This is a genomic window from Halomonas sp. LBP4 (assembly GCF_003202205.1).
Lineage (GTDB): Bacteria > Pseudomonadota > Gammaproteobacteria > Pseudomonadales > Halomonadaceae > Halomonas > Halomonas flagellata.
In genome coordinates this window covers 48,447-68,868 of record NZ_PDOG01000002.1, presented here as the reverse complement: position 1 = coordinate 68,868, position 20,422 = coordinate 48,447, and the positions used below count along the sequence as shown (strand labels likewise).

22 protein-coding genes are annotated in these 20,422 nt (G+C 70.6%); 7 read left to right on the top strand and 15 right to left on the bottom strand.

Annotated elements, in window-relative coordinates:
• Nucleotide 1: 1 nt before the first annotated feature.
• The 5 genes from CR157_RS07400 to radC all read right to left on the bottom strand — a co-directional run bounded on the left by CR157_RS07400 (nucleotide 2) and on the right by radC (nucleotide 3,687).
• Complete coding sequence (locus CR157_RS07400; protein WP_110282925.1) at nucleotides 2-1,198, bottom strand: class I SAM-dependent rRNA methyltransferase; 1,197 nt, start codon at nucleotides 1,196-1,198, stop codon at nucleotides 2-4.
• A 51-nt stretch (nucleotides 1,199-1,249) separates the two neighbouring features.
• Nucleotides 1,250-2,089: a bifunctional DNA-formamidopyrimidine glycosylase/DNA-(apurinic or apyrimidinic site) lyase gene (mutM, locus tag CR157_RS07395; RefSeq protein ID WP_110282924.1), complete on the bottom strand. Its 840-nt coding sequence runs from the start codon at nucleotides 2,087-2,089 to the stop codon at nucleotides 1,250-1,252.
• Nucleotides 2,090-2,212: 123 nt separating this feature from the next.
• Nucleotides 2,213-2,368, bottom strand: a complete 156-nt coding sequence (gene rpmG, locus CR157_RS07390; protein WP_102630031.1) for a 50S ribosomal protein L33 — start codon at nucleotides 2,366-2,368, stop codon at nucleotides 2,213-2,215.
• A gap of 26 nt (nucleotides 2,369-2,394) precedes the next feature.
• The gene (gene rpmB, locus CR157_RS07385) at nucleotides 2,395-2,631 is read right to left on the bottom strand and encodes a 50S ribosomal protein L28 (protein WP_110282923.1); all 237 of its coding nucleotides are present in this window, start codon (nucleotides 2,629-2,631) and stop codon (nucleotides 2,395-2,397) included.
• Nucleotides 2,632-3,012: 381 nt separating this feature from the next.
• Nucleotides 3,013-3,687 carry a RadC family protein gene (radC, locus tag CR157_RS07380; RefSeq protein ID WP_110282922.1) on the bottom strand — a complete coding sequence of 225 codons (675 nt, stop codon included), beginning with the start codon at nucleotides 3,685-3,687 and terminating at the stop codon, nucleotides 3,013-3,015.
• A 135-nt stretch (nucleotides 3,688-3,822) separates the two neighbouring features.
• Between radC and coaBC the strand changes: the two genes are divergently transcribed.
• The 5 genes from coaBC to slmA all read left to right on the top strand — a co-directional run bounded on the left by coaBC (nucleotide 3,823) and on the right by slmA (nucleotide 8,747).
• On the top strand, nucleotides 3,823-5,124 hold the full coding sequence (gene coaBC, locus CR157_RS07375) for a bifunctional phosphopantothenoylcysteine decarboxylase/phosphopantothenate--cysteine ligase CoaBC (RefSeq protein ID WP_110282921.1): 1,302 nt from the start codon (nucleotides 3,823-3,825) through the stop codon (nucleotides 5,122-5,124).
• 29 nt (nucleotides 5,125-5,153) lie between these two features.
• A complete protein-coding gene (gene dut, locus CR157_RS07370) occupies nucleotides 5,154-5,633 on the top strand; it encodes a dUTP diphosphatase (RefSeq protein ID WP_110282920.1) in 480 nt (159 codons plus the stop codon).
• A 31-nt stretch (nucleotides 5,634-5,664) separates the two neighbouring features.
• Nucleotides 5,665-7,062, top strand: a complete 1,398-nt coding sequence (locus CR157_RS07365) for a phosphomannomutase/phosphoglucomutase (RefSeq protein WP_110282919.1) — start codon at nucleotides 5,665-5,667, stop codon at nucleotides 7,060-7,062.
• Nucleotides 7,063-7,131: 69 nt separating this feature from the next.
• Nucleotides 7,132-8,049 (top strand): acetylglutamate kinase, encoded by a 918-nt coding sequence (gene argB / locus CR157_RS07360; RefSeq protein ID WP_110282918.1) that lies wholly within the window; start codon nucleotides 7,132-7,134, stop codon nucleotides 8,047-8,049.
• 80 nt (nucleotides 8,050-8,129) lie between these two features.
• Nucleotides 8,130-8,747 carry a nucleoid occlusion factor SlmA gene (gene slmA / locus CR157_RS07355; RefSeq protein ID WP_110282917.1) on the top strand — a complete coding sequence of 206 codons (618 nt, stop codon included), beginning with the start codon at nucleotides 8,130-8,132 and terminating at the stop codon, nucleotides 8,745-8,747.
• Nucleotides 8,748-8,762: 15 nt separating this feature from the next.
• On the opposite strand, the gene CR157_RS07350 is transcribed toward slmA, so the two are convergent.
• The 6 genes from CR157_RS07350 to ftsY all read right to left on the bottom strand — a co-directional run bounded on the left by CR157_RS07350 (nucleotide 8,763) and on the right by ftsY (nucleotide 17,114).
• Nucleotides 8,763-10,109 (bottom strand): DUF3999 domain-containing protein, encoded by a 1,347-nt coding sequence (locus CR157_RS07350; RefSeq protein ID WP_110282916.1) that lies wholly within the window; start codon nucleotides 10,107-10,109, stop codon nucleotides 8,763-8,765.
• Complete coding sequence (locus CR157_RS07345; protein ID WP_110282915.1) at nucleotides 10,106-12,805, bottom strand: DUF2339 domain-containing protein; 2,700 nt, start codon at nucleotides 12,803-12,805, stop codon at nucleotides 10,106-10,108. Before CR157_RS07345 ends, CR157_RS07350 begins: the two co-directional genes overlap by 4 nt.
• Nucleotides 12,806-12,995: 190 nt before the next feature.
• Entirely contained in the window at nucleotides 12,996-13,862 is an 867-nt protein-coding gene (gene rpoH / locus CR157_RS07340) for an RNA polymerase sigma factor RpoH (protein WP_110282914.1), read from the bottom strand.
• A gap of 287 nt (nucleotides 13,863-14,149) precedes the next feature.
• Nucleotides 14,150-15,127: a permease-like cell division protein FtsX gene (ftsX, locus tag CR157_RS07335; protein WP_110282913.1), complete on the bottom strand. Its 978-nt coding sequence runs from the start codon at nucleotides 15,125-15,127 to the stop codon at nucleotides 14,150-14,152.
• Nucleotides 15,124-15,792, bottom strand: a complete 669-nt coding sequence (gene ftsE, locus CR157_RS07330) for a cell division ATP-binding protein FtsE (RefSeq protein ID WP_110282912.1) — start codon at nucleotides 15,790-15,792, stop codon at nucleotides 15,124-15,126. The genes ftsX and ftsE overlap by 4 nt, the downstream gene beginning before the upstream one ends.
• Nucleotides 15,789-17,114 carry a signal recognition particle-docking protein FtsY gene (ftsY, locus tag CR157_RS07325; protein WP_110282911.1) on the bottom strand — a complete coding sequence of 442 codons (1,326 nt, stop codon included), beginning with the start codon at nucleotides 17,112-17,114 and terminating at the stop codon, nucleotides 15,789-15,791. The genes ftsE and ftsY overlap by 4 nt, the downstream gene beginning before the upstream one ends.
• 90 nt (nucleotides 17,115-17,204) lie before the next feature.
• Here ftsY and rsmD point away from each other — a divergent pair, with 90 nt between their 5' ends.
• Complete coding sequence (gene rsmD, locus CR157_RS07320; protein WP_110283446.1) at nucleotides 17,205-17,867, top strand: 16S rRNA (guanine(966)-N(2))-methyltransferase RsmD; 663 nt, start codon at nucleotides 17,205-17,207, stop codon at nucleotides 17,865-17,867.
• Between the two features lie 151 nt (nucleotides 17,868-18,018).
• Nucleotides 18,019-18,213, top strand: coding sequence for a cell division protein ZapB (locus CR157_RS07315; protein WP_110282910.1), 195 nt, complete (start codon nucleotides 18,019-18,021; stop codon nucleotides 18,211-18,213).
• 10 nt (nucleotides 18,214-18,223) lie between these two features.
• On the opposite strand, the gene CR157_RS07310 is transcribed toward CR157_RS07315, so the two are convergent.
• The 4 genes from CR157_RS07310 to CR157_RS07295 form a co-directional block, all read right to left on the bottom strand.
• Nucleotides 18,224-18,679 carry a GNAT family N-acetyltransferase gene (locus CR157_RS07310; protein ID WP_110282909.1) on the bottom strand — a complete coding sequence of 152 codons (456 nt, stop codon included), beginning with the start codon at nucleotides 18,677-18,679 and terminating at the stop codon, nucleotides 18,224-18,226.
• Nucleotides 18,657-19,487, bottom strand: a complete 831-nt coding sequence (locus tag CR157_RS07305; RefSeq protein WP_181422001.1) for a hypothetical protein — start codon at nucleotides 19,485-19,487, stop codon at nucleotides 18,657-18,659. Before CR157_RS07305 ends, CR157_RS07310 begins: the two co-directional genes overlap by 23 nt.
• Complete coding sequence (locus tag CR157_RS07300) at nucleotides 19,484-19,795, bottom strand: BolA family protein (protein WP_110282908.1); 312 nt, start codon at nucleotides 19,793-19,795, stop codon at nucleotides 19,484-19,486. Before CR157_RS07300 ends, CR157_RS07305 begins: the two co-directional genes overlap by 4 nt.
• Before the next feature lie 204 nt (nucleotides 19,796-19,999).
• Nucleotides 20,000-20,386, bottom strand: coding sequence for a hypothetical protein (locus tag CR157_RS07295; RefSeq protein WP_110282907.1), 387 nt, complete (start codon nucleotides 20,384-20,386; stop codon nucleotides 20,000-20,002).
• Nucleotides 20,387-20,422 lie beyond the last annotated feature (36 nt).

Here is a 20,422-nt window from a genome sequence, read left to right as displayed (position 1 = left end):
CTCAATCCCTGAACACCCTGATGCCCAGGGCCTTGAGGTACGAGGTTTCCGGGATCGCCGGGTGTACCGGATGGTCCGGCCCCTGGTGGCCCTGGAAGAGGATCTGGCCCTGGCGGTCCTGGTGGCGCACCGCGCCGCGCACCACGTCGACCAGCCGCTCCGGCGCCAGGTGCATGGAGCACGAGGCCGACAGCAGCAGGCCATCGCGACCGAGCAGCCGCATCGCCTCGCGATTGAGCTTGCCGTAGGCACGCTCGCCGGCCGGGATGTCCTTGCGCTTCTTGATGAAGGCGGGCGGGTCGAGGATCACCACGTCGAACTGCTCGCCGTCGGCCTTGAGCGCGGCCAGGGCCTCGAAGGCATCGCCCTCCCCCACCGCCACCTGCTCATGCAGGCCGTTGAGGGCGGCATTCTCTGCTACCCGTTCCAGGGCAGGACCGGAGGCATCGACGCAGAGCACCTCGGAGGCTCCATTGGCGGCGGCCTGCACCCCCCAGCCGCCGACATAGCTGAACAGGTCCAGCACCCGCTTGCCGGCCACCAGGCCGTTGAGCCAGGCACGGTTGACCCGGTGGTCATAGAACCAGCCGGTCTTCTGGCCATCGAGGACCGGGGCCGCGAAACGCACGCCATTCTCCTCCAGCAGCACCCGCTCGGGCAGCTCGCCCTTGACCACCTCGACGCCGAGCTCGAGGCCCTCCTGGCGACGGCCGCCGGTGTCGTTGCGCAGCACCACCACCTGCGGCGACAGCACCTTGTCCAGGGCGTCGAGCAGCTCCTCCACCACCGCCTGCATGCCGGCGGTGTTGAGCTGGACGACCAGCACCTCGTCGTAGCGATCGATGACCAGCCCGGGCAGCAGATCGCCCTCGCCGTGCACCAGGCGATAGAAGGGCCTGGCGAAGAGCCGCTGGCGCAGCGACAGGGCCTGGTTCAGGCGGTGCACCAGCAGCGAGCGGTCGAGCCCCTGCTTCGGGTCACGGGAGACCATCCGCGCACAGATCAGCGAGTGCGGATTGACGTAGGCCACGCCCAGGGCCTTGCCGCCTGCGGCTTCCACCACCGCCTGCTCGCCGGCCTCGATGTCCTTGAGCGGCGTGGCCTCGATATCGATCTCGTTGGAGTAGAGCCAGAGGTGGCCGGCCTTGAGGCGGCGGTCGGCGTGCTTCTTCAGGCGCAGGGTTCGGGTGACGGTCATGGACTTGTCTCGTGGAGAAGAGGAAATGGCGGTGGTCTCGCCGCCCTGGCGTCAGGTCTGACAGCTGCCGCAGAACACGCTGGCCCGCTGGCCCAGGGTCACCAGGCGCAGCCCGGCGCCGCAGCGCCGGCAGGGCTGGCCGTCGCGGCCGTAGACGTTGAGGCGCTGGGCGAAGTAGCCGGGCTCGCCGGTACCGCCGACGAAGTCGCGCAGGGTGGTGCCGCCCTGGGTGATGGCAGCGGCCAGCACCTCCTTCACCGCCGCGGCCAGGCGGTCGTAGCGCTCCCGGGAGATGCGGCCGGCGGCCCGGCGCGGGTCGATGCCGGCCAGGAACAGGGCCTCGGCGGCGTAGATGTTGCCCACCCCCACCACCATGGCGCTGTCCATCAGGAAGGGCTTCACCGCCAGGCGCCGCCCGCGGGAGCAGGTGAACAGCCGCGCGCCGTCGAAGGCGTCGGACAGCGGTTCCGGCCCCAACCGGGCCAGCCGCGGGTCGCTCTCGGCGCTGCCGGCCAGCCAGTCGACGAAACCGAAACGGCGCGGGTCGTGATAGCGCAGGATGGCGCCATCGTCGAGCACCAGGTCGAGATGGTCGTGCTTCTTCGGCAGTTCGCCGAGCCGCGCGATGCGCAGGCTGCCGGACATGCCCAGGTGCCAGAGCAGGGTCGCCGGCGACCCGCTGCCCTCGCCCTGCGGGCAGAGCGGCACCAGCAGGTACTTGGCGCGGCGGGCCAGCATGCCGACACGGGTGCCCACCAGGCGCTCGACGAGATCCGTCGGCACCGGCACGCGCAGGCGCGGCTGACGCACGATCACCTCGGTGATCTCGCGGCCCTCGACATGGGGCGCGATGCCACGGCGTGTGGTCTCGACTTCGGGCAGTTCGGGCATCGAGTTTCTCGCTCCGCTCGGCCGCCGGTGGCCTGCACAAACGCCTGAACCCGGCTTATTCAGCCGGGTTCAGAAGGACAGGTCTTTCACCTGCGGCAGGAGCCATCAAGGGTCGCGAGCGACTTACTTGATCTTGGCTTCCTTGTACATCACGTGCTGGCGGACCACCGGGTCGTACTTCTTGAACTCGAGCTTGTCCGGGGTGTTCCGCTTGTTCTTGTCGGTGGTGTAGTAGTGGCCGGTACCGGCGCTGGACACCAGCTTGATCTTGTCACGCATGACTGATTGCTCCCTTGGTGGATCGCTTAGACGGCTTCGCCGCGCTTGCGGATGTCGCCGAGCACCGCCTCGATGCCCTTCTTGTCGATGATGCGCATGCCCTTGGAGGAGACGCGCAGCCTGACGAAGCGCTTCTCGGACTCCACCCAGAAACGGTGGCTGTGCAGGTTCGGCAAGAAACGACGACGGGTCTTGCGCTGGGAGTGTGAAACGTTGTTACCAGTCACCGGGCGCTTGCCGGTAACCTGACATACTTTTGACATTGGAGCCTCCAACCGCTGGGCCAGGTATTCGAAACGTGAGTGTTCAATACCTGAGTGTTCAAAACCTGTCGGGCAAACCGGGATATCCCGCTACATTTGACCCAAGGGAATTCAAAGGCTGCACTTTATACCAGAGACCGTCACGCTCGGCAAGCGGCGCGACGATGATCCGACAGGGGCATGACATGGCCCCGCGTCACTCGCGAGCGGCGCGGAAGGCGGCGATGACAGGCAGGGATCCATGCCGAAGGGCAGGACCGAGCGCAGCCGGTGCGGCATTATACCCGGCCACGTCCGGTTTTCCTATCCACTCCCCATATCCACCAGGGCTATCGCCGTTACCCAAAGCGAGAGGCGTTACCGCCATCTGCGATAGCCCTGTTATATCCACCCCCGCTCGGCGAAGGACACCACCTCGCCGTCGCCCACCACGAAATGGTCCAGCACGCGGATCTCGAACAGCCCCAGCGCCTCGCGCAACCGCTCGGTGATGCGCCGGTCGGCGTCGCTGGGTTCGGCCACGCCGGAGGGATGGTTGTGGGCGAAGATGAGCGCCCCCGCCCCCAGCTCCAGCGCCCGGCGGGCCACCTCCCGGGGATAGACCGAGGCGCTGTCCAGGGTGCCGCGGAACAGCGACTCGTAACGGATCACCCGGTGCTGGCTGTCGAGGAAGAGCGCGGCGAACTCCTCGTGGCCCAGGTGGCGCAGCTGCGAGGCGAGGTAGGCCCGCACCAGCGACGGCGAGGTCAGGGCATCGCCCCGGGCCAGCTGGCTGGCCAGGTGGCGCCGCGAGAGCTCGAGGGTCGCTTGCAGCTGCACATACTTGGCCGTGCCCAGGCCATGCTCGGCGCAGAAGCGCTCACGACCGGCCTCGAGCAGCGGTCGCAGCCCGCCGAAGGCGCCGAGCAGGTCGCGGGCCAGGTCCACCGCCGAGCGGCCCTGCACGCCGACCCTCAGGAAGATCGCCAGCAGCTCGGCATCAGACAGCGCCTCGGGCCCCAGCGCCAGCAGTTTTTCCCGGGGGCGCTCGCCCTCCGGCCAGTCACGGATCGCCATTCCTGCCTCCCTGCACACCGTTCCGTCGCCATTGCGTCACACACCAGTGTAGCCGTCCCCCGACGCCACCGCGGCTACGCAAGGCACCCCGCCGATGGTAAGGTAGGCGACTGGATATCAGCTCGGATCTCGTCCATGTCAACGCTGTCAAGCAAGCGCCTCCTACTCGGCATCAGCGCCGGTATCGCCGCCTACAAGAGCGCCCATCTCGCCCGCCTGCTGAAGCAGGCGGGCTGCGAGGTGCGCGTGGTCATGACCGAGGGCGCCCAGGCCTTCATCACGCCCCTGACGCTACAGGCGTTGACCGGCGAGCCGGTGCGCACCTCGCTGCTCGACCCGGAGGCCGAGGCCGGCATGGGCCATATCGAGCTGGCCCGCTGGGCCGACACCATCCTGATCGCCCCGGCCACCGCCGACCTGATGGCACGCCTGGCCACGGGACAGGCGGACGACCTGCTCACCACCCTCTGCCTGGCCAGCGAGGCCGAGAAGGTGATGGCCCCGGCCATGAACCAGGCGATGTGGCGCCACCCGGCGACGGGGCGCAATGCCGCCCGGCTCGAGGCAGACGGCTGGCACCTGCTGGGGCCGGCCAGCGGCGACCAGGCCTGCGGCGACGTGGGCCCGGGGCGCATGCTGGAGCCCGAGGCGATCGTCGCCGAGCTGCTTTCCATGGCGCCCGAAGCCGCGCCGGCCATGACGCCCGAAGCCGCGCCAGCCACGGCGACCGATACCGCGCCGACCCAGGCGTCCGGATCCCGCGAGGCCGACGGCCTGACCATCACCATCACCGCTGGCCCCACCCGGGAGCCGCTGGACCCGGTGCGCTACCTCTCCAACCACAGCTCCGGCAAGATGGGTTACGCCCTGGCCGCCGCCGCCGCCCGCCTCGGCGCGAAGGTGTGGCTGATCAGCGGCCCGGTGTCCCTGCCCACCCCCGAGGGGGTCGAGCGTCTCGATGTAGAGACGGCGCGGGAGATGCACGATGCCGCCCAGCGGCTCGCCGGCGACAGCGACATCTTCATCGGCTGTGCCGCCGTGGCCGACTATCGCGCCGAGGCGCCGGCCAGGCACAAGATCAAGAAGCGCGAAGGGCAGGACGACCTGACCCTCACCCTGGTCAAGAACCCCGACATCATCGCCGAGGTGGCGGCCCGCGAGGATCGCCCCCTGGTAGTGGGCTTCGCCGCCGAGACCCGCGATCTCGAGGCCTATGCCAGGGACAAGTTGACCCGCAAGCGGCTGGACATGATCGTCGCCAACGACGTTTCCCGGGCCGGGCTCGGCTTCGGCGCCGACGACAATGCCGCCCTGATCCTGTGGCGAGATGGCGACACCCTGGGCCGCGACCCCCTCGCCCCCCAGCCCAAGTCGCAACTCGCCATGGCCGTGATCCAACGCGCCCTGGCCTGCCTGCAGGCGCATCGACACCCCTGATACCACCCCCCATTCCGCAAGGACTTCCGATGCCCGACACCGCCGAACGCCCGTCCGCCAAGCCTCGCCTGGCCGTCAAGCTGCTCGACCCGCGCCTGAGCGACTACCTGCCCCATTACGCCACCGACGGCTCCGCCGGCATGGACCTGCGCGCCCTGCTCGACGCGCCCCTGACCCTGGCGCCGGGCCAGTGCGAGCTGGTGCGCACCGGGCTCGCCATCCACATCGGTGACCCGGGGCTGGCCGGCATGATCCTGCCCCGCTCGGGGCTCGGCCACAAGCACGGCATCGTGCTCGGCAACCTGGTGGGGCTGATCGACTCCGACTACCAGGGCGAGCTGATGGTCTCGGTGTGGAACCGTGGCGGCGCCCCCTTCGTACTCGAGCCCTTCGAGCGACTGGCACAGTATGTGCTTGTTCCCGTGGTGCAGGCCGAACTGCAGGTCGTCGACGATTTCGCCGCCAGCGCCCGGGGCGACGGCGGCTTCGGCAGTTCGGGAAGACACTGAGCCGTTCGGGCTCCAACAAGGGATTGATCAGATGACCCAAGACACCAGACAGGCCGTACCCGCGTCGATTTTCCGCGCCTACGACATCCGCGGCATCGTCGATGACACCCTCACCGAGGCAAGCGTCGAGCTGATCGGTCGCGCGATCGGCAGCGAGGCCGCCGCCCGCGGCGAATCCACCGTGGTCGTCGCCCGTGACGGACGCCTCTCCGGGCCGCGCCTGCTCGCCGCCCTGACCCGCGGCCTGACCGCGAGCGGGCGCGATGTCATCGACATCGGCATGGTGCCCACCCCCGTCCTCTACTTCGCCACCCATGTGCTCGAGGGGACCGCCTCGGGGGTGATGGTCACCGGCAGCCACAACCCGCCCGACTACAACGGCTTCAAGATCGTGCTGGGCGGCGAGACACTCTCCGGCGAGGCCATCACGGCGCTTTACCAGCGTATCGTGACGAGCGACCTGAGCGAGGGTGACGGCGGGGTGCGCCAGGAGGACGTGCGCGCCGCCTACCTGGAGCGCATCCTCGGCGACGTAAAGCTGGAGCGACCGCTCAAGGCGGTGGTCGACTGCGGCAACGGCGTGGCCGGCGAACTGGGTCCGCAGTTGATCGAGAAGCTCGGCGCCGACACCGTGCCGCTGTTCGCCGAGATCGACGGCACCTTCCCCAACCACCACCCGGACCCGGGCAAGCCCGAGAACCTGCAGGACCTGATCCGTATCGTGCAGGAGACGGGCGCCGACATCGGCCTGGCCTTCGACGGCGACGGCGACCGCCTCGGCGTGATCACCCCGAGCGGCAAGCTGATCTACCCCGACCACCTGCTGATGGCCTTCGCCGAGGACATGCTCTCGCGCAACGCCGGCGCCCGGGTGATCTTCGACGTCAAGTGCACCGGCAACCTGACGCGGGTGATCGAGGAGGCCGGCGGCACCCCGGAGATGTGGCGGACCGGCCACTCGCTGATCAAGGCCCGCATGAAGGAGACCGGTGCCCTGCTGGCCGGCGAGATGAGCGGCCACATCTTCTTCCAGGAGCGCTGGTACGGCTTCGACGACGGCCTCTACGGCGCCGCCCGCCTGCTGGAGATCCTGTCCAAGCAACACGAAGACGCCGATGCCTTCTTCGCCCGCTTCCCCCAGGACCTGAGTACCCCGGAGATCAACGTCACCGTCACCGACGAGACCAAGTTCGACCTGGTGGCCCGCCTGGCCCGGGAGGGCGACTTCGGCGCCGAGGGCGTCAAGACGACGCTCGACGGCATCCGCGTCGACTACCCCGACGGCTGGGGACTGTGCCGCGCCTCCAACACCACGCCGGTGCTGGTGCTGCGCTTCGAGGGCAAGAGCGAGGCAGCGCTGGACCGCATCCGCACGCGCTTCGCCGAGGCCCTCGAGCAGGTGGCGCCCGAACTGGACGTGACGCTCTGAGCGAGGCGACCTCCTCCAAGACAGGCTGCCGCCGAGACGCGGCAGCCGGAATGACAAGGGAACCCGAGCATGACCGACAAGACCCGTGACCCGCGCCTGGTGGTGGAGGTGCTCTCCGAGGCGCTGCCCTACATCCAGCGCTTCTCCGGCAAGACCGTGGTGGTGAAGTACGGCGGCAACGCCATGACCGAGGACACCCTGATCGACTCCTTCGCCCGCAACATGGTGCTGATGAAGGAGGTGGGCATCAATCCGGTGGTGGTGCACGGGGGCGGGCCGCAGATCGGCGATCTGCTCAAGAAGCTCAATATCGAGTCGCGCTTCGTCAACGGCATGCGGGTGACCGACGCCGAGACCATGGACGTGGTGGAGATGGTGCTCGGCGGCCTGGTCAACAAGGGCATCGTCAACCTGATCAACCAGTGCGGCGGCAAGGCGATCGGCCTGACCGGCAAGGACGGCGCCCAGATCCGCGCCCGCCAGCTCAAGGTGGAGCACCAGACGCCGGAGATGACCGCCCCGGAGATCATCGACATCGGCCACGTCGGCGAGGTCGAGCACATCTCCACCGACCTGATCGAGATGCTCGCCGAACGCGACTTCATCCCGGTGATCGCCCCCATCGGCGTCGACGCCGAGGGCCACAGCTACAATATCAACGCCGACCTGGTGGCCGGCAAGGTGGCCGAGGCGCTGGGCGCCGAGAAACTGATGCTGCTGACCAACGTGGCCGGCCTGATGAACGCCGAGGGCGAGGTGCTCACCGGGCTGACCACCGCCCAGGTGGACGCCCTGATCAGTGACGGCACCATCCACGGCGGCATGCTGCCGAAGATTCGCTGCGCCCTGGACGCCGTCAAGGGCGGGGTGCGTAGCGCCCACATCATCGACGGTCGGGTGCCCCACGCCACCCTGCTGGAGATCTTCACCAACGCCGGGGTCGGCACCCTGATCACCGACGATGCCCACGAAGGCCCCACCGGCTGAGCCGCCGGTCCCGCGGCGACCTTTGCGCTGCCGCGGAGCCCCGATTAGGATGGTGCGACCACATAAAAGAAAAGACCGATATGACGCAGGAAACCCCCACCCCCAGCCGCCGCGAGCAGATCCTCCAGGCGCTCGCGCTGATGCTGGAGGAAGACAGCGGCAAGCGCATCACCGTGGCCGCCCTGGCCCGCCAGGTCGGCGTCTCGGAGGCCGCCCTCTACCGCCACTTCCCCAGCAAGGCGCGCATGTTCGAGGGACTCATCGAGTTCATCGAGGCGTCCCTGTTCGAGCGCATCAGCCGCATCCTCGACCAGGAGCCCCTCGCCGTCCCGCGCTGCGGCCAGGTCCTCACCCTGCTGCTCGGCTTCGCCGAGAAGAACCCGGGGCTCTCCCGGCTGCTCGGCGGCGACGCCCTGACCGGCGAGACCGCCCGCCTGCGGCTGCGCATCCACCAGCTGTTCGAGCGGCTCGAGACCCAGCTCAAGCAGATCCTGCGCGAGGCCGAGCTGCGCGAGGGGCGTCGCCCCTCCCTGCCGGTCTCGGCGGCGGCCAACCTGCTGCTGGCCCAGGCCGAAGGGCGCATCTCCCAGTACGTGCGCAGCGACTTCCGCCGCCGCCCCACCGAACACTGGGACGACCAGTGGACGCTGCTCTCGGCGCAACTGCTCAGGGAGACGCCGCAGCTGGCGAGGGCCTGAGAGGCCGGGTGGGCCTCAGCCGCGGGCCTGGCGCAACAGCCCCAGCGCCAGGCCCGCCACCAGGGCCGCCCCTCCGCCCAGCACCGCCCACAGCAGCCAGGTCGTCCAGTCGCGAGGGGGTCGCAGCGCCCGCTCGCCGGCCAGCTCCCTCGCCGCACCGGCCGTGGCCACCGCCGGCCGCCACGCCTCCCCCCGCTGCTCGCGCAGCGAGGCCAGTACCGTCGCTACCGGCGCTTCGGCGCGCCTTGCCCGGGCGCTGCCGGCCGCCAGGCTGAAGGGCGCCTCGCCCTGGGCCAGGAACACCACGCGCTCGGGACGATACCCCAGGCGCAGGGTCGGCGCCGTGCCGGCCGCCTCGCCCTCGGCCGTCAGCCGCCAGTGGCGATCGCGCACCGGGCCGGCGATCTCCCGGGGCGGCGAGCGCACCTCGCCGCTCTCGTCGTCCAGTCGGTAGCCGATCCAGGGGCCGCTGCGCCGCCGCCAGTCGTCGCCCTCGTCGTCACGACTCCACAGCGTCCAGCGCCCGACCCCGGCCCCCGAGGCCGGTTCGACATCGGCCCGTACGACCGGGAATCGCCCGTCGAGCCGATAGTCGACGCCGCCCTCCGCCCGCCGCTGGCCGTCGAGGGCCAGCCACTGCCAGGGCCGCTCGGCGCGAACCGGCATCGGCACCGCGCGCACCTCCTCGAGTTCGAGTGGCGCCTCGCCAACGGTCGGGCGCAGCCGCAGATAGGGGGCCGAGACCCCGCCCAGCATCAGCTGTCGGCGGGTGATGCGATGCCCCTGATGCGTCAGGTCGAGCAGCCGGCCCCGCTCCAGCACCGTCCGCCAGCGCTCGAGGTCGTCACTGGCCTCGACCCGATAGGCGGTATCCACTGGGGCCCGGGATTCAGGCCAGGCCAGTTCGAGCGCCAGCAGGGGCTCGTCGACGGCGCCGACATCCACCAGGGCGGCCCCGTCCGGTCGCCGCGGCGCACTCTCCTCCAGCCCCCGGGTCTCGACCCGCCTCAGCCGCCCCTGCGCATCGGTCTCGCTGATCAGTTCCCAGCGGGCCCCGCCCTCGGTCTCGGGGGCGGGCAGGGGAAACCAGGGCACCGCCAGGGTCGCGGCGATCGGGTCGGCCGAGGCGTCTTCCGGCATCACCGTCGTGGGCACGGCCACGCCCCGGGCATCGAAGACCTGGAGATCCCCCAGGGCAGCATCCCGGGCACTGCGATACATGGCCGGGTCCAGCGTCAACCGATAGGCCCCGCCGGCCTCCCCCGCCAGGATCAGCGGCCACTCGCGCACCCAGTCCGCCTGGTGGTCGCTTGCCGATACCAGCAGCGGCCAGCCGAGCAACAGCGCCAACAGGCGTCTCATGGTCGCCCCTCCCCGATACCCTCGGCACGCGGCACCTCGCGGCGCGGTGGTGCCGGCGCCACATATCCCACCCCGATGCACAGCAGCCCGTAGCCGATGAAGGAGACGATGCCCAGCAGGTTGCCGAGGTGGACACGATCGACCAGCACCAGCTTGGCCAGCACCACCGCCATCAGGACCGCGGCCGCGAGCCACACCTGGCGCTGCCCGCGCCGCGAGCCGACGATCCAGCCGGCCACGCCGAGCAGGCTCCACAGCAGGGTCAGCCCGGTCTGGACCAGGCCACTCGCGAGCATCGCCGGCGACCAGACGACATCCGCCCGCAGGTGCAGGCCCCGCAGCACCGTCACGGTCAGCAGCACGAAGCCGGCCGCCGCCAGCACCGCACCGCTACGCTCCTGCAGCCAGCCGGGTAGCCGGCGGGCCTGACGCGCCTGCCACAGCAGCAGCAGGACCGCCCACTGCGCGAGCTCCAGGGGATTGAGCAGCGGCCACCAGGGCAGGGGCACCGGATCGCCGGGCTGACCCAGCGCGACCAGCCAGGCCAGCGCCAGCAGCGCCAGAAAGGACGCCAGCAGCGACCGCCGCCAGGCCTCGGCCTCGACCGCCAGTGGCCGCAGCACCCAGCCCGGGCGGTGCTGCAGCAGCGCCGCCATCAGCAGCCAGGGCAGCAGCGCCGCGCCCAGCGACCAGGCCAGGCCGAGCGGTGGCGCCACCAGCCGGGCCAGCCACCCCGACCAGAACAGCGGCCAGGCCCACAGCCAGGCGGCCTGGGCCCAGGCCACCGGACGCCTGACCGCCGCAGCGCCGGACGCTGGGTCACCGGCCAGGCCGGACAGCAGGCGATAGCCCAGTGCCACGTGCACCGCCCAGGCCCAGAGCGTCGGCCCGGCGCCGTCCGGGGGCACCCAGGGCCGCCCGGGGGCCGGCAGCGGCGTGGCCAGCAGGGGCTGGGCGAGCAACACCAGGCCCAGCAGCAGGGCCCCGGCCAGGCTCCAGGCCAGGGGCGGCTCGCGCAGCCGGCGATGGACCTCGCCGAGCAGCGCCCCGCTCAGCGCCAGGAACACCAGCAGCGCACCGGCCGCATGCTCCGAGGCCACGAAGCGCTCGATCTCGTGCACGCCATTGCCGAGCCACCAGGCCAGTCCCCAGAGATACCAGGCCAACGCCAGGCGGGGTCGTGCGGCCCGGCGGTAGCTCCAGGCACTGGCGAAGCCTGCCAGGGCGATCAACAGGGCGCCCATGAAGGCGGGATTGGCCAGCGCCCGCGCATCGCCACCGGCCAGGACCTGGCCCCCCAGCAGGGCCAGGCCGGCCAGCAGCTGCAGCCCCACGCCGGCGACCTGCGGCAGCCGGCGTTGCTGGCGCAGCCCCAGCCAGATCAGGGCCGCCCCCTCCAGGGCGAAGGCGCTGGCGGTCAGCCGGGCCGAGAGGGCCAGCGGCACCGCCAGGGTCGCGAAACCCACGGCCAGCAGGGCATGGGCCTGCCCCAGGAAACGCAGGGCCGTCTGGCGCAGCAGCCGACGGGCCAGCAGCGCATAGACCAGCGCCAGCCCCAGGGCACAGTAGGCCAGCGGCATCCGGGCGCCCTCCAGCAGGGCCGACTGGAGGGCAAAGGCCACCAGCGGGGTGCCGAACACCAGGCTGCCGTCCACGCGGCGGCTGTCGACGAGGCCGCCAGTGGCCGCCGGCCGATGACGGGCGTGAAAGACGGGAATCAACAGGTAGAGGACGAAGAACAGCACCAGGAACGGCTGCACGGTGGCGATGTCGGCCGGGCGATAGGCCAGCACGCCCCAGGCCGTGGCGATCACGAAGGTGAAGACGAAGCCGAGCAGGTTGAGGACCCGCCAGGGCCGATACCAGGCCATGGCGAAGATGGCGACGTTGAGCAGCGCATAGTAGCCGAACAGCACGACGTGGTGCCCCTGCCCGGTGGAGAGCCACAGGGGCGCCAGGAAGCCGGCCAGGATGCCCATCACCGCCAGGGCCAGGGCGTTCTGCCTCACCCCCAGCACGCCCAGGCCCGCCACCAGCGCGACGCTCAGGACGAAGGCCGCCTCCACCGGCAGCAAGGGGTAGAGCCTGGCCGCGGCGAACAGCACCATCAGCAGCACGCCGATGGCACCACCCTGGAGGCTCAGCGCGAAGGCGCGGCGGCGGCCCCGCTGGCGCCAGCCGAAGGCCAGGCCCAGGATGGCGACCGCGGCGATGCCGGCCAGGCGCAGCTCGATGGAAAACGCCAGCCAGCCCTGGTCGGTGGCATATTTGATCAGGGCGGCGACGCCGGCGAAGAGCACCAGCATACCGACCTTGACCGGCACGTTACCCTCGCTGAGCCAGCGACGCGCGGCCGCCTTGCCGCGGGAAAGCAGCGGGCCGAGCCGGTCGATCGGGGCCGTCGACGGGACACCGGCGTCGCTCGGCTCGACATGGGGCGGGACCGCCTCCCAGGCCTCCCGGGGAGTGCCGGCCACAGGGGAGGCGGCCGCCGGCGAGGGGCGTCGATCGGCCCTGCCGGTCGCGGCTCCCTCGCGCCCAGCTTCCCCACCGGCGCCTTCACGCCCCCTCCCATGTCTCAGGGCCGCCTCCAGCGCCTCGACGCGGCGCTGCAGCCGGCCGATCCTGATCAGCGCCACCCCCAGCAACACCGGCACCGCCAGCACCATCAGCAACAGCAGCAACATGCCTTCCATGTCATGCCCCCTCACCCGCGCCATTCGACCGCGGGCCCTGCCGAATCCGGCACTCGGCACCAGGCCCCCTCTCCTTTCCCTCCGCCCTCTCAATCTAAACGAAAACGGCCCGCCTCACCCAAGGGGGAGGCGGGCCGTGCGCTCCGGCCGCGCTTTTATCGCTCAGATCATCTATCGCTCAGGTCATCGCTCAGGCCACGAGGGTATCGCCGATCTGCAGGCGAATCTTCTTCATCGCGTTCTTCTCGAGCTGACGGATGCGCTCGGCGGAGACGCCGTAGACATCGGCCAGGTCGTGCAGCGTGGCCTTGTGCTCGGAGAGCCAGCGACGCTGCAGGATGTCGCGGGAGCGCTCGTCGAGCTCCTCCAGGGCCAGCCGCAGGCGCCGGGTGGCATCGCCTTCCCAGTCGCTGTCCTCGAGCTGGGTGGCCGGGTCGGCGGCGTCATCGTCCAGGAAGTGCACGGGGGCCTGCCAGGCGGACTCCTCGTCGTCGCCGGGCGAGGCATCGAAACCGGCATCGTGGGCCGACAGGCGGCCCTCCATCTCGCGCACCACCTCGGGCTTGACGTCGAGGTCGCGGGCGATGGCATCGACCTCGTCGTTGTTCAGCCAGGCCAGGCGCTTCTTGGCACTGCGCAGGTTGAAGAACAGCTTGCGCTGGGCCTTGGTGGTGGCGATCTTGACGATCCGCCAGTTGCGCAGCACGAACTCGTGGATCTCGGCCTTGATCCAGTGCACGGCGAAGGAGACCAGCCGCACGCCCTGATTGGGGTCGAAGCGCTTGACCGCCTTCATCAGGCCGACGTTGCCCTCCTGGATCAGGTCCGCCTGGGGCAGGCCATAGCCGGAGTAGCTGCGGGCGATGTGCACCACGAAGCGCAGGTGCGACAGCACCAGGCGACGCGCCGCCTCGAGATCGCCCTCCTCGTGCAGGCGAAAGGCCAGCTCGCGCTCTTCGTCGGCGGTCAGCATCGGAATGACGTTGACCGCCTGGATGTAGCCGTTGAGGTCATGTCCCGGGGAAAGGTGGCCCACCGGCAGAAGACTGGTGCTCATATGCAGGTTGTCTCCTTCTCCAAGCCCAGAGTCTTGGCCCAGGTTGATGTCGGGGTCCGCTGCCTTTGATGGCAGCGACCAGAAAATGTTCCACTGATTCGACTGATCTCCAGCGAATATACGGCGGGGTTGGGGAACTCGGCAACCGTATCGCCCCTTCTGAACGAGAGACGACGGCCTTGCCGCGGCCGAGCCTCCGCTCTTCGCGGCCGAACCTCCGCTCTTCGCGGCCGAACCTCCGCTCTTCGCGGCCGAACCTCCGCTCTTCGCGGCCGAACCTCCGCTCTCTATCGCGGCCGAACCTCCGCGAGATGGCGGTTCACCGCGATCCAGGCACCCAACCAACCCAGAAGTGTACTACAGACGAGCAGGATTGCCGAGCCGGAAAGCCCCAGCCGGGGCAGACTGAAGCTGGCGCCGTAGCTGGCCGCCAGCGCCGAGACCGGGGCGGCGAGCCAGCCGCTGCCGACTGTCAGCAGCCCCCAGGCCAGCACGCCTCCCCCCAGGCCATACCAGGCGCCGCTGTAGAGGAAGGGCCGGCGCACGAAGGCGTGGGTGGCACCGATCAGGGTCACCACCTCGACCTCCTGACGGCGGCTCTCCACCGAGAGCCGGATGGTATTGCCCACCACCAGCAGCACCCCCAGGCCGAACAGCACCGCCAGTGCCAGGGCCACGCGCCGCCCCAGCTCGGCCAGGTGGCGCAGCCGCTCGATCCAGGCCAGGTCGAGGCGCACCTCCTCGATACCGGCCATCGTCTCCAGCCGCTCGGCCAGCGCCCGCACCGCCTCGGGGGCCGGATCGACGGGGGTCACCACCACGCTGGCCGGCAGGGGGTTCTCATCGAGCCGACCCAGGGCATCGGCGAGCCCCAGCGCCTGCTGGAACTCGGCCATGCCCTCGGCGGCGGTGATCAGCCGGGTGCGCGCCACGTCCTCGTGGGCGACCAGGGCCTCGTCGATGCGCGCCGCCTGCGCCTCGGCCACCCGGGGCTCGAGATAGACGGTGAGGGTCGCACTCTCCTCCAGCTCGGCATCGAGCAGCCGGGCACTGTCCAGGGTCAACCAGAGCGTGGCGGGCAGTACCAGGGCGATGGCGATGGCCAGCATGGTCAACAGGCTGCCGACGGGGCGGCGGACCAGGCGCAGGGCACTGTCCAGGCACATGGCGCGGTGGTGGCGTGCCCAGCCCCGCAGGCGGCTCGAGGAGCGGGTGCGACGACTGCGGGCACCGCGAGGGGGCGGTTGTGCCGGGCGGCGGCTCATGCGGCCTCCTCGTCGGCGACCAGGTGGCCATCGCGCAGGCGCAGCACCCGGTGGCGCAGGCGGGCGATCAGCGCCAGGTCGTGGCTGGCGATCATCACCGTGGTGCCAATGCGATTGAAGTCCTCGAACAGCACCATGATATCGGCGGAGAGTTGGGGGTCGAGGTTGCCGGTGGGCTCATCGGCCAGCAGCAGGGCCGGCTTGTTGACCACCGCCCGGGCGATGCCGACACGCTGTTGCTCGCCGCCGGAGAGCTCGATGGGCAGGGCCTTCTCGCGGTGCAGCAGCCCTACCTTGTCCAGCGCCGCCCGCACCCGCCGCGCGCCCTCGCGGGGCTCGACGCCCTGGATCTCCAGCGGCAGGGCGACGTTGTGGTAGATGGAACGGTCGAAGAGCAACTGGTGATCCTGGAAGACCACCCCGATCTGGCGACGGTAGAAGGGCACCTGGCTGTGATGCAGCCGGTCGATGTCGTGGCCGGCGACCAGCACCCGCCCGCGGGTCGGCCGCTCGAGCCGCATGATCAGGCGCAGCAGCGAGCTCTTGCCGGCCCCGGAGTGGCCGGTGAGGAAGACCATCTCGCCTCGTCGTACGCGAAAGTCGATGTTGGCGAGCGCCTCGAAGCGCCCTCCGTAGCGCTTGCCGACATGCTCGAAGGCGATCATGCGGAGGCGGCGTCCCGATCGGCGTCCCGGTCGAACAGGGCGTCGACGAACTCGCTCGCCACGAAGGGCCGCAGGTCATCGAGCGACTCGCCGACGCCGATGAAGCGGATCGGCGTACCGAGCTGCTTGGCCAGGGCGAAGATGATGCCGCCCTTGGCGGTACCGTCGAGCTTGGTCAGGGTTACCCCGGTGACCGGTACCGCCTCGTTGAAGGTGCTGGCCTGGGACAGCGCGTTCTGGCCGGTGCCGGCGTCGAGCACCAGCATCACCTCGTGGGGGGCCGTGGCGTCGAGCTTGCCCATCACCCGGTGGACCTTCTTCAGTTCCTCCATCAGGTGGGCCTTGTTGTGCAGGCGACCGGCGGTATCGGCAATCAGCACGTCGATGCCCCGCGCCTTGGCCGCGGCGACGGCGTCATAGATCACCGAGGCGCTGTCGGCACCGGTGTGCTGGGCGATCACCGGCACGTCGTTGCGCTCGCCCCAGACCTTGAGCTGCTCCACGGCGGCGGCGCGGAAGGTGTCGCCGGCGGCCAGCATCACGCTCCTGCCCTCGCGCAGGAAGCGCTGGGTCAGCTTGCCGATGGTGGTGGTCTTGCCGACCCCGTTGACGCCCACCACCAGGATGACGAAGGGCCCCTCGCCCTTCGACGGCAGCTCGAGGGGCCTGGTGACCGTCTCGAGCATGGTGGCGAGCTCGTCCTGAAGCGCGCGGAAGAGCGCCTCGGGATCCTTGAGTTCCTTGCGCGAGACCCGCTCGGTGAGGCGGTCGATGATCTCGGTGGTGGCCTCGATGCCCACGTCCGCCATCAGCAGCTGGGTCTCGAGGTCCTCCATCAGTTCGTCGTCGATCTGCTTCTTGCCGAGGAAGAGCCCGGCGAGGCCGTCGGAGAGGTTGGCGCGGGTCTTGCCGAGCCCCGAGCGGATACGGGCGAACCAGCCCGCCTTCTCCTGCCGGCCTTCCTGCCTCGGCTTCTCCTGCAGCGCGGCCCGCGGCGCCTCCTCGGCGGACTCGGTCGCCGGTGTCGGGGCATCGGCCGCCGCCCCGGTCTCGCGGGTCGGCTCGGGCTCGATAGTCGGAGCCTCGTCCGGCGCCGGCGCGCGGGCCTGCGGGGTCGAGGGCTCGGGCGGCGTGACGGCGGCCGCCTCGTCGGGCGCGGCCGCTTCCGGCCGCGCGGTGCTCTCCTCCGCTTCGGCGCCGGTTTCGGCCGCCGCGTCGTCGGCCTTCGCCGGGGCCTCGTCCTCGGTCAGGAGTTCGTTCTCCTGCTGCTCCGGCTTCCCGGGCTTGTCCTGCTGCTTCTTGCGCTTGAAAAAACCGAACATGAGATGCTTCAGCCTCGCGGGTGAACGAATCGCCACATCCTACCATCGCGCACCATGACTGTGGATAAGGCCGCGGGTACAATGCCGGCCATGACACGACGCTCCTCACGCCCTCGCCGCCGGCAGCGCGGCACTGGCGGCGCTCCACGCCGGGCGGGACACGGCAAGCTGCGCATCATCGGCGGCGACTTCCGTCGCCGGCTGCTGCCGGTGCTGGACAGCCCGGGCCTGCGCCCTACCCCCGACCGGGTGCGCGAGACCCTGTTCAACTGGCTGACCACGGCCACCCCGGGCGCCCGGGTGCTGGACCTCTTCGCCGGCACCGGGGCGCTGGGACTGGAGGCACTGTCCCGTGGTGCTCGCCGGGCCTGCTTCGTGGAGCGTGACGGCGGCGTGGCCGACGCCCTCGCCGACAACCTGGCAACCCTCGGCGCCGGCGAACGCGCCCGGGTGGTCACCGCCGACGCCCTGGCCTTCCTCGCGGGGGAGCCCACGCCCTGCTCGCTGGTCTTCCTCGACCCGCCCTTCCGCCAGGACCTGGTCGCGCCCTGCTGCCTGGCACTCGAGACGGGCTGGCTGACCGAGGACGCCTTCATCTACCTGGAGGCCGAGTCGGAGCTGGTCCCTCGCGTGCCGGACCACTGGCAACTGCACCGGGAGGTGCGCGCCGGCGACAGCACCGGACGCCTCTATCGCCGCCAGGGCCAGAGCGGCACCGGGTCGCCGGATGAGGGCTATCGCAGATGGCGGTAACGCCGATTGCCCTGGTCGCCGGATGGCGACGCTTGCTGAGGCCCGGCCACGGCGTTACGCTGCGCGCTGATCGAATCCCACCCCGGGCCAGCCAGACCGGCAGATGCTCGGGCGAACGAGCGCACCGCCAGGACATTGTCAGGAGAACAGGATGAGCATCGAACTCTTCAACCGGCTCGAGCAGAAGGTCACCAGCGCCGTCGAGGCCCTGGAGCTGCTCAAGATGGAAGCCGAGGAGCTGCGCGAGGAAAATTCCCGCCTGAAACAGGAGCGCGAGGAGTGGGAGCGCCGGCTCAGCGACCTGCTGGGCAAGTTCGACGAGGTCGACACCGGCGCGGGCAACTGAGCGCCGCGCCTCACCACCGGTCGAGCGGGAGCGACATCAGCACGGCGTCCTCCCGCCCTTCCCCGGCCTCCCGGGGCGGGTAGTAGCCACGCCGGCGGCCGTCCTCGGTGAAGCCGGCCCGGCGATAGAGGGCGATGGCGCCGCCATTCCCCGCCCTGACCTCCAGCAGCAGGCGCTCGCTCTGCCAGCGCCGGGCCTGCTCGATCACCGCCCCGAGCAGCTCTCCCGCCAGCCCCCGACGACGATGGTCCGGCGCCACCAGCAGCGCCTGCAACTCGGCCTCGAAGGGCAATCTCGCCACGATCGCATGCCCCACCAGCCGCCCCCTGGCCTCGATACCGACTACCCGGGTATCGATATCCGCCAGCGCCTGCGCCAGCATGCCCCGGGACCTGGGGGGCGACGCTGCCTGCCGCTCGAGCGCCGCCAGGGCCGCCAGGTCATCAGCCGCCAGCCGGCGCAGCATCGTCGTCCTCGCCGGTGCCCTGCCAGGCCTCGCGCCAGCCGGCGAGCCGCGGCCACAGCGCCCGCTTGGCCTCGGCACTGCCGGCCAGTTCGTCCAGCCCCGGCCCCTGCCAGGCGGGCAGGTCGAGCAGGGCGCAGTGCGCGCCCTCGACGGTCAACACCCTGGCCAGGGTGGCATCGTGGCCGAAGATCAGCAGGCGCTCCGGGGCCCAGCCACGGCGACGGCGGCCCTCGAGAAAGGCCTGCAGTCCCTGGCGTGCCTCCTCCAGGGGCGCATCCACCGGCAGGCCTTCCATCTGGGGCCAGTGGAAGGTCTCGAACTCGAGCGGACGCTCGGGCAGCACCCCGGCGGCCTGCAGCAGGTTGGCCAGCAGCCGCTGCCGGGTGGCATCGGGCTGGCTGGCCCGGGGCAGCAGCAGCAGCCAGCGGCCATCGAGGCAGGCCACCTGGAGCGTGAAACGCAGCGCCTTGGCCGGCTCCGTCGCGGGGCGCTCCTCGCCCCCGGCCGGGGCCTCCGCCGCGCCGGGGACCTCGCCGCCCCCCAGCAACGCCCGGGCCTTGCCCGGCCCCGCCGGCCGTTGACTGCGCTCGCGGGGCGCTGGCTCGGGGGTCGGGCGGGCCGGGGCCTCCCGGGCCGACTCGTCGAGCAGGGCATGCAGACGCTCGGCCGGGGCCTCGGTGGGGGCCGGCGCGGGCCGCTGCCACTCGCAGGCGGGGGTGGGCCGGGCGTTGGGCAGCCGGTAGCGGGCCTCCCAGGCGGTCAGCCCCATGGCCTCGAGATACTGCCGGCGCTGCGGCTCGGGAGTCACGACCCGCTGCCGCCCCGGCAGTTGGGCGAGGCCGGCCGGTCCTCGCCGCGGGCCTGCCACTCCTCCGGGGTATAGAGGTGCAGGGCCAGGGCGTGGACCGGGCCCGCCAGCTCGTCGGCCAGCAGGGTATAGACCTGCTGGTGACGCTTGACCGGCATCAGCCCCTGGAAGCGGCCGGACACCAGGGTGACCTTGAAGTGGGTCTCGGAATTGGCCGGTACGCTGTGCATGTGGCTCTCGTTCTCCACCGTGAGGACGGTGGGGTCGAGGGCCTGCAGCTTCTCTTCGATGATGGCCTGGGTGCGCATGGCGGCTCCTCGATACTGGATGGATGGGGCCATTGTACTCTCTCAGTCGGGCCGCGACGACGCCGCCTCGCGGGCGCCGCTCGGTGCCCGCGAGGCGGCGTCGTCGCCGGGCCGTGTTGCGAAGAGTCGACTCATGTCAGGAATCCATAACGAGGAAACCGGCCGAAGCCGGTTTCTCGAGGTCACTCCCGAGCAGCGGGACGATCAATCCTGGTCGGTCTCCAGGAGCAGGCTATCATCGACCTCGGAGATCTCGAGGGCCGCCTCGTCGTCCAGGTCGATAGCGAGATAGCTGTGCTCGACCTGCAGGAAGCGCTGGAACAGCGCCCAGTCGAGAGCTTCGGGCCACTGGCGCTCGTCCTCTTCCCAGGCGCGCAACTCGGTCTCGAGGATCTCGAGGTAGCGCTCGCGCACGAAGGCCTCGAGGGCCTCGGGCGTGTCCATCTCGGGAATCAGGTAGACGGTGCTTTCCCGTTCGACGTCGGCCAGGGTCAAGTCGTCGTCCCCCACCGTGGGTTCCAGCGCATTGATCCATTCCACGAAATGCCGGGTCGGCCTGACGCTCAGGGCGGAGCGGTTGAGCAGTTTCATCGTGGTCTCCTCGACGTCGAAACGCTGACCATTATG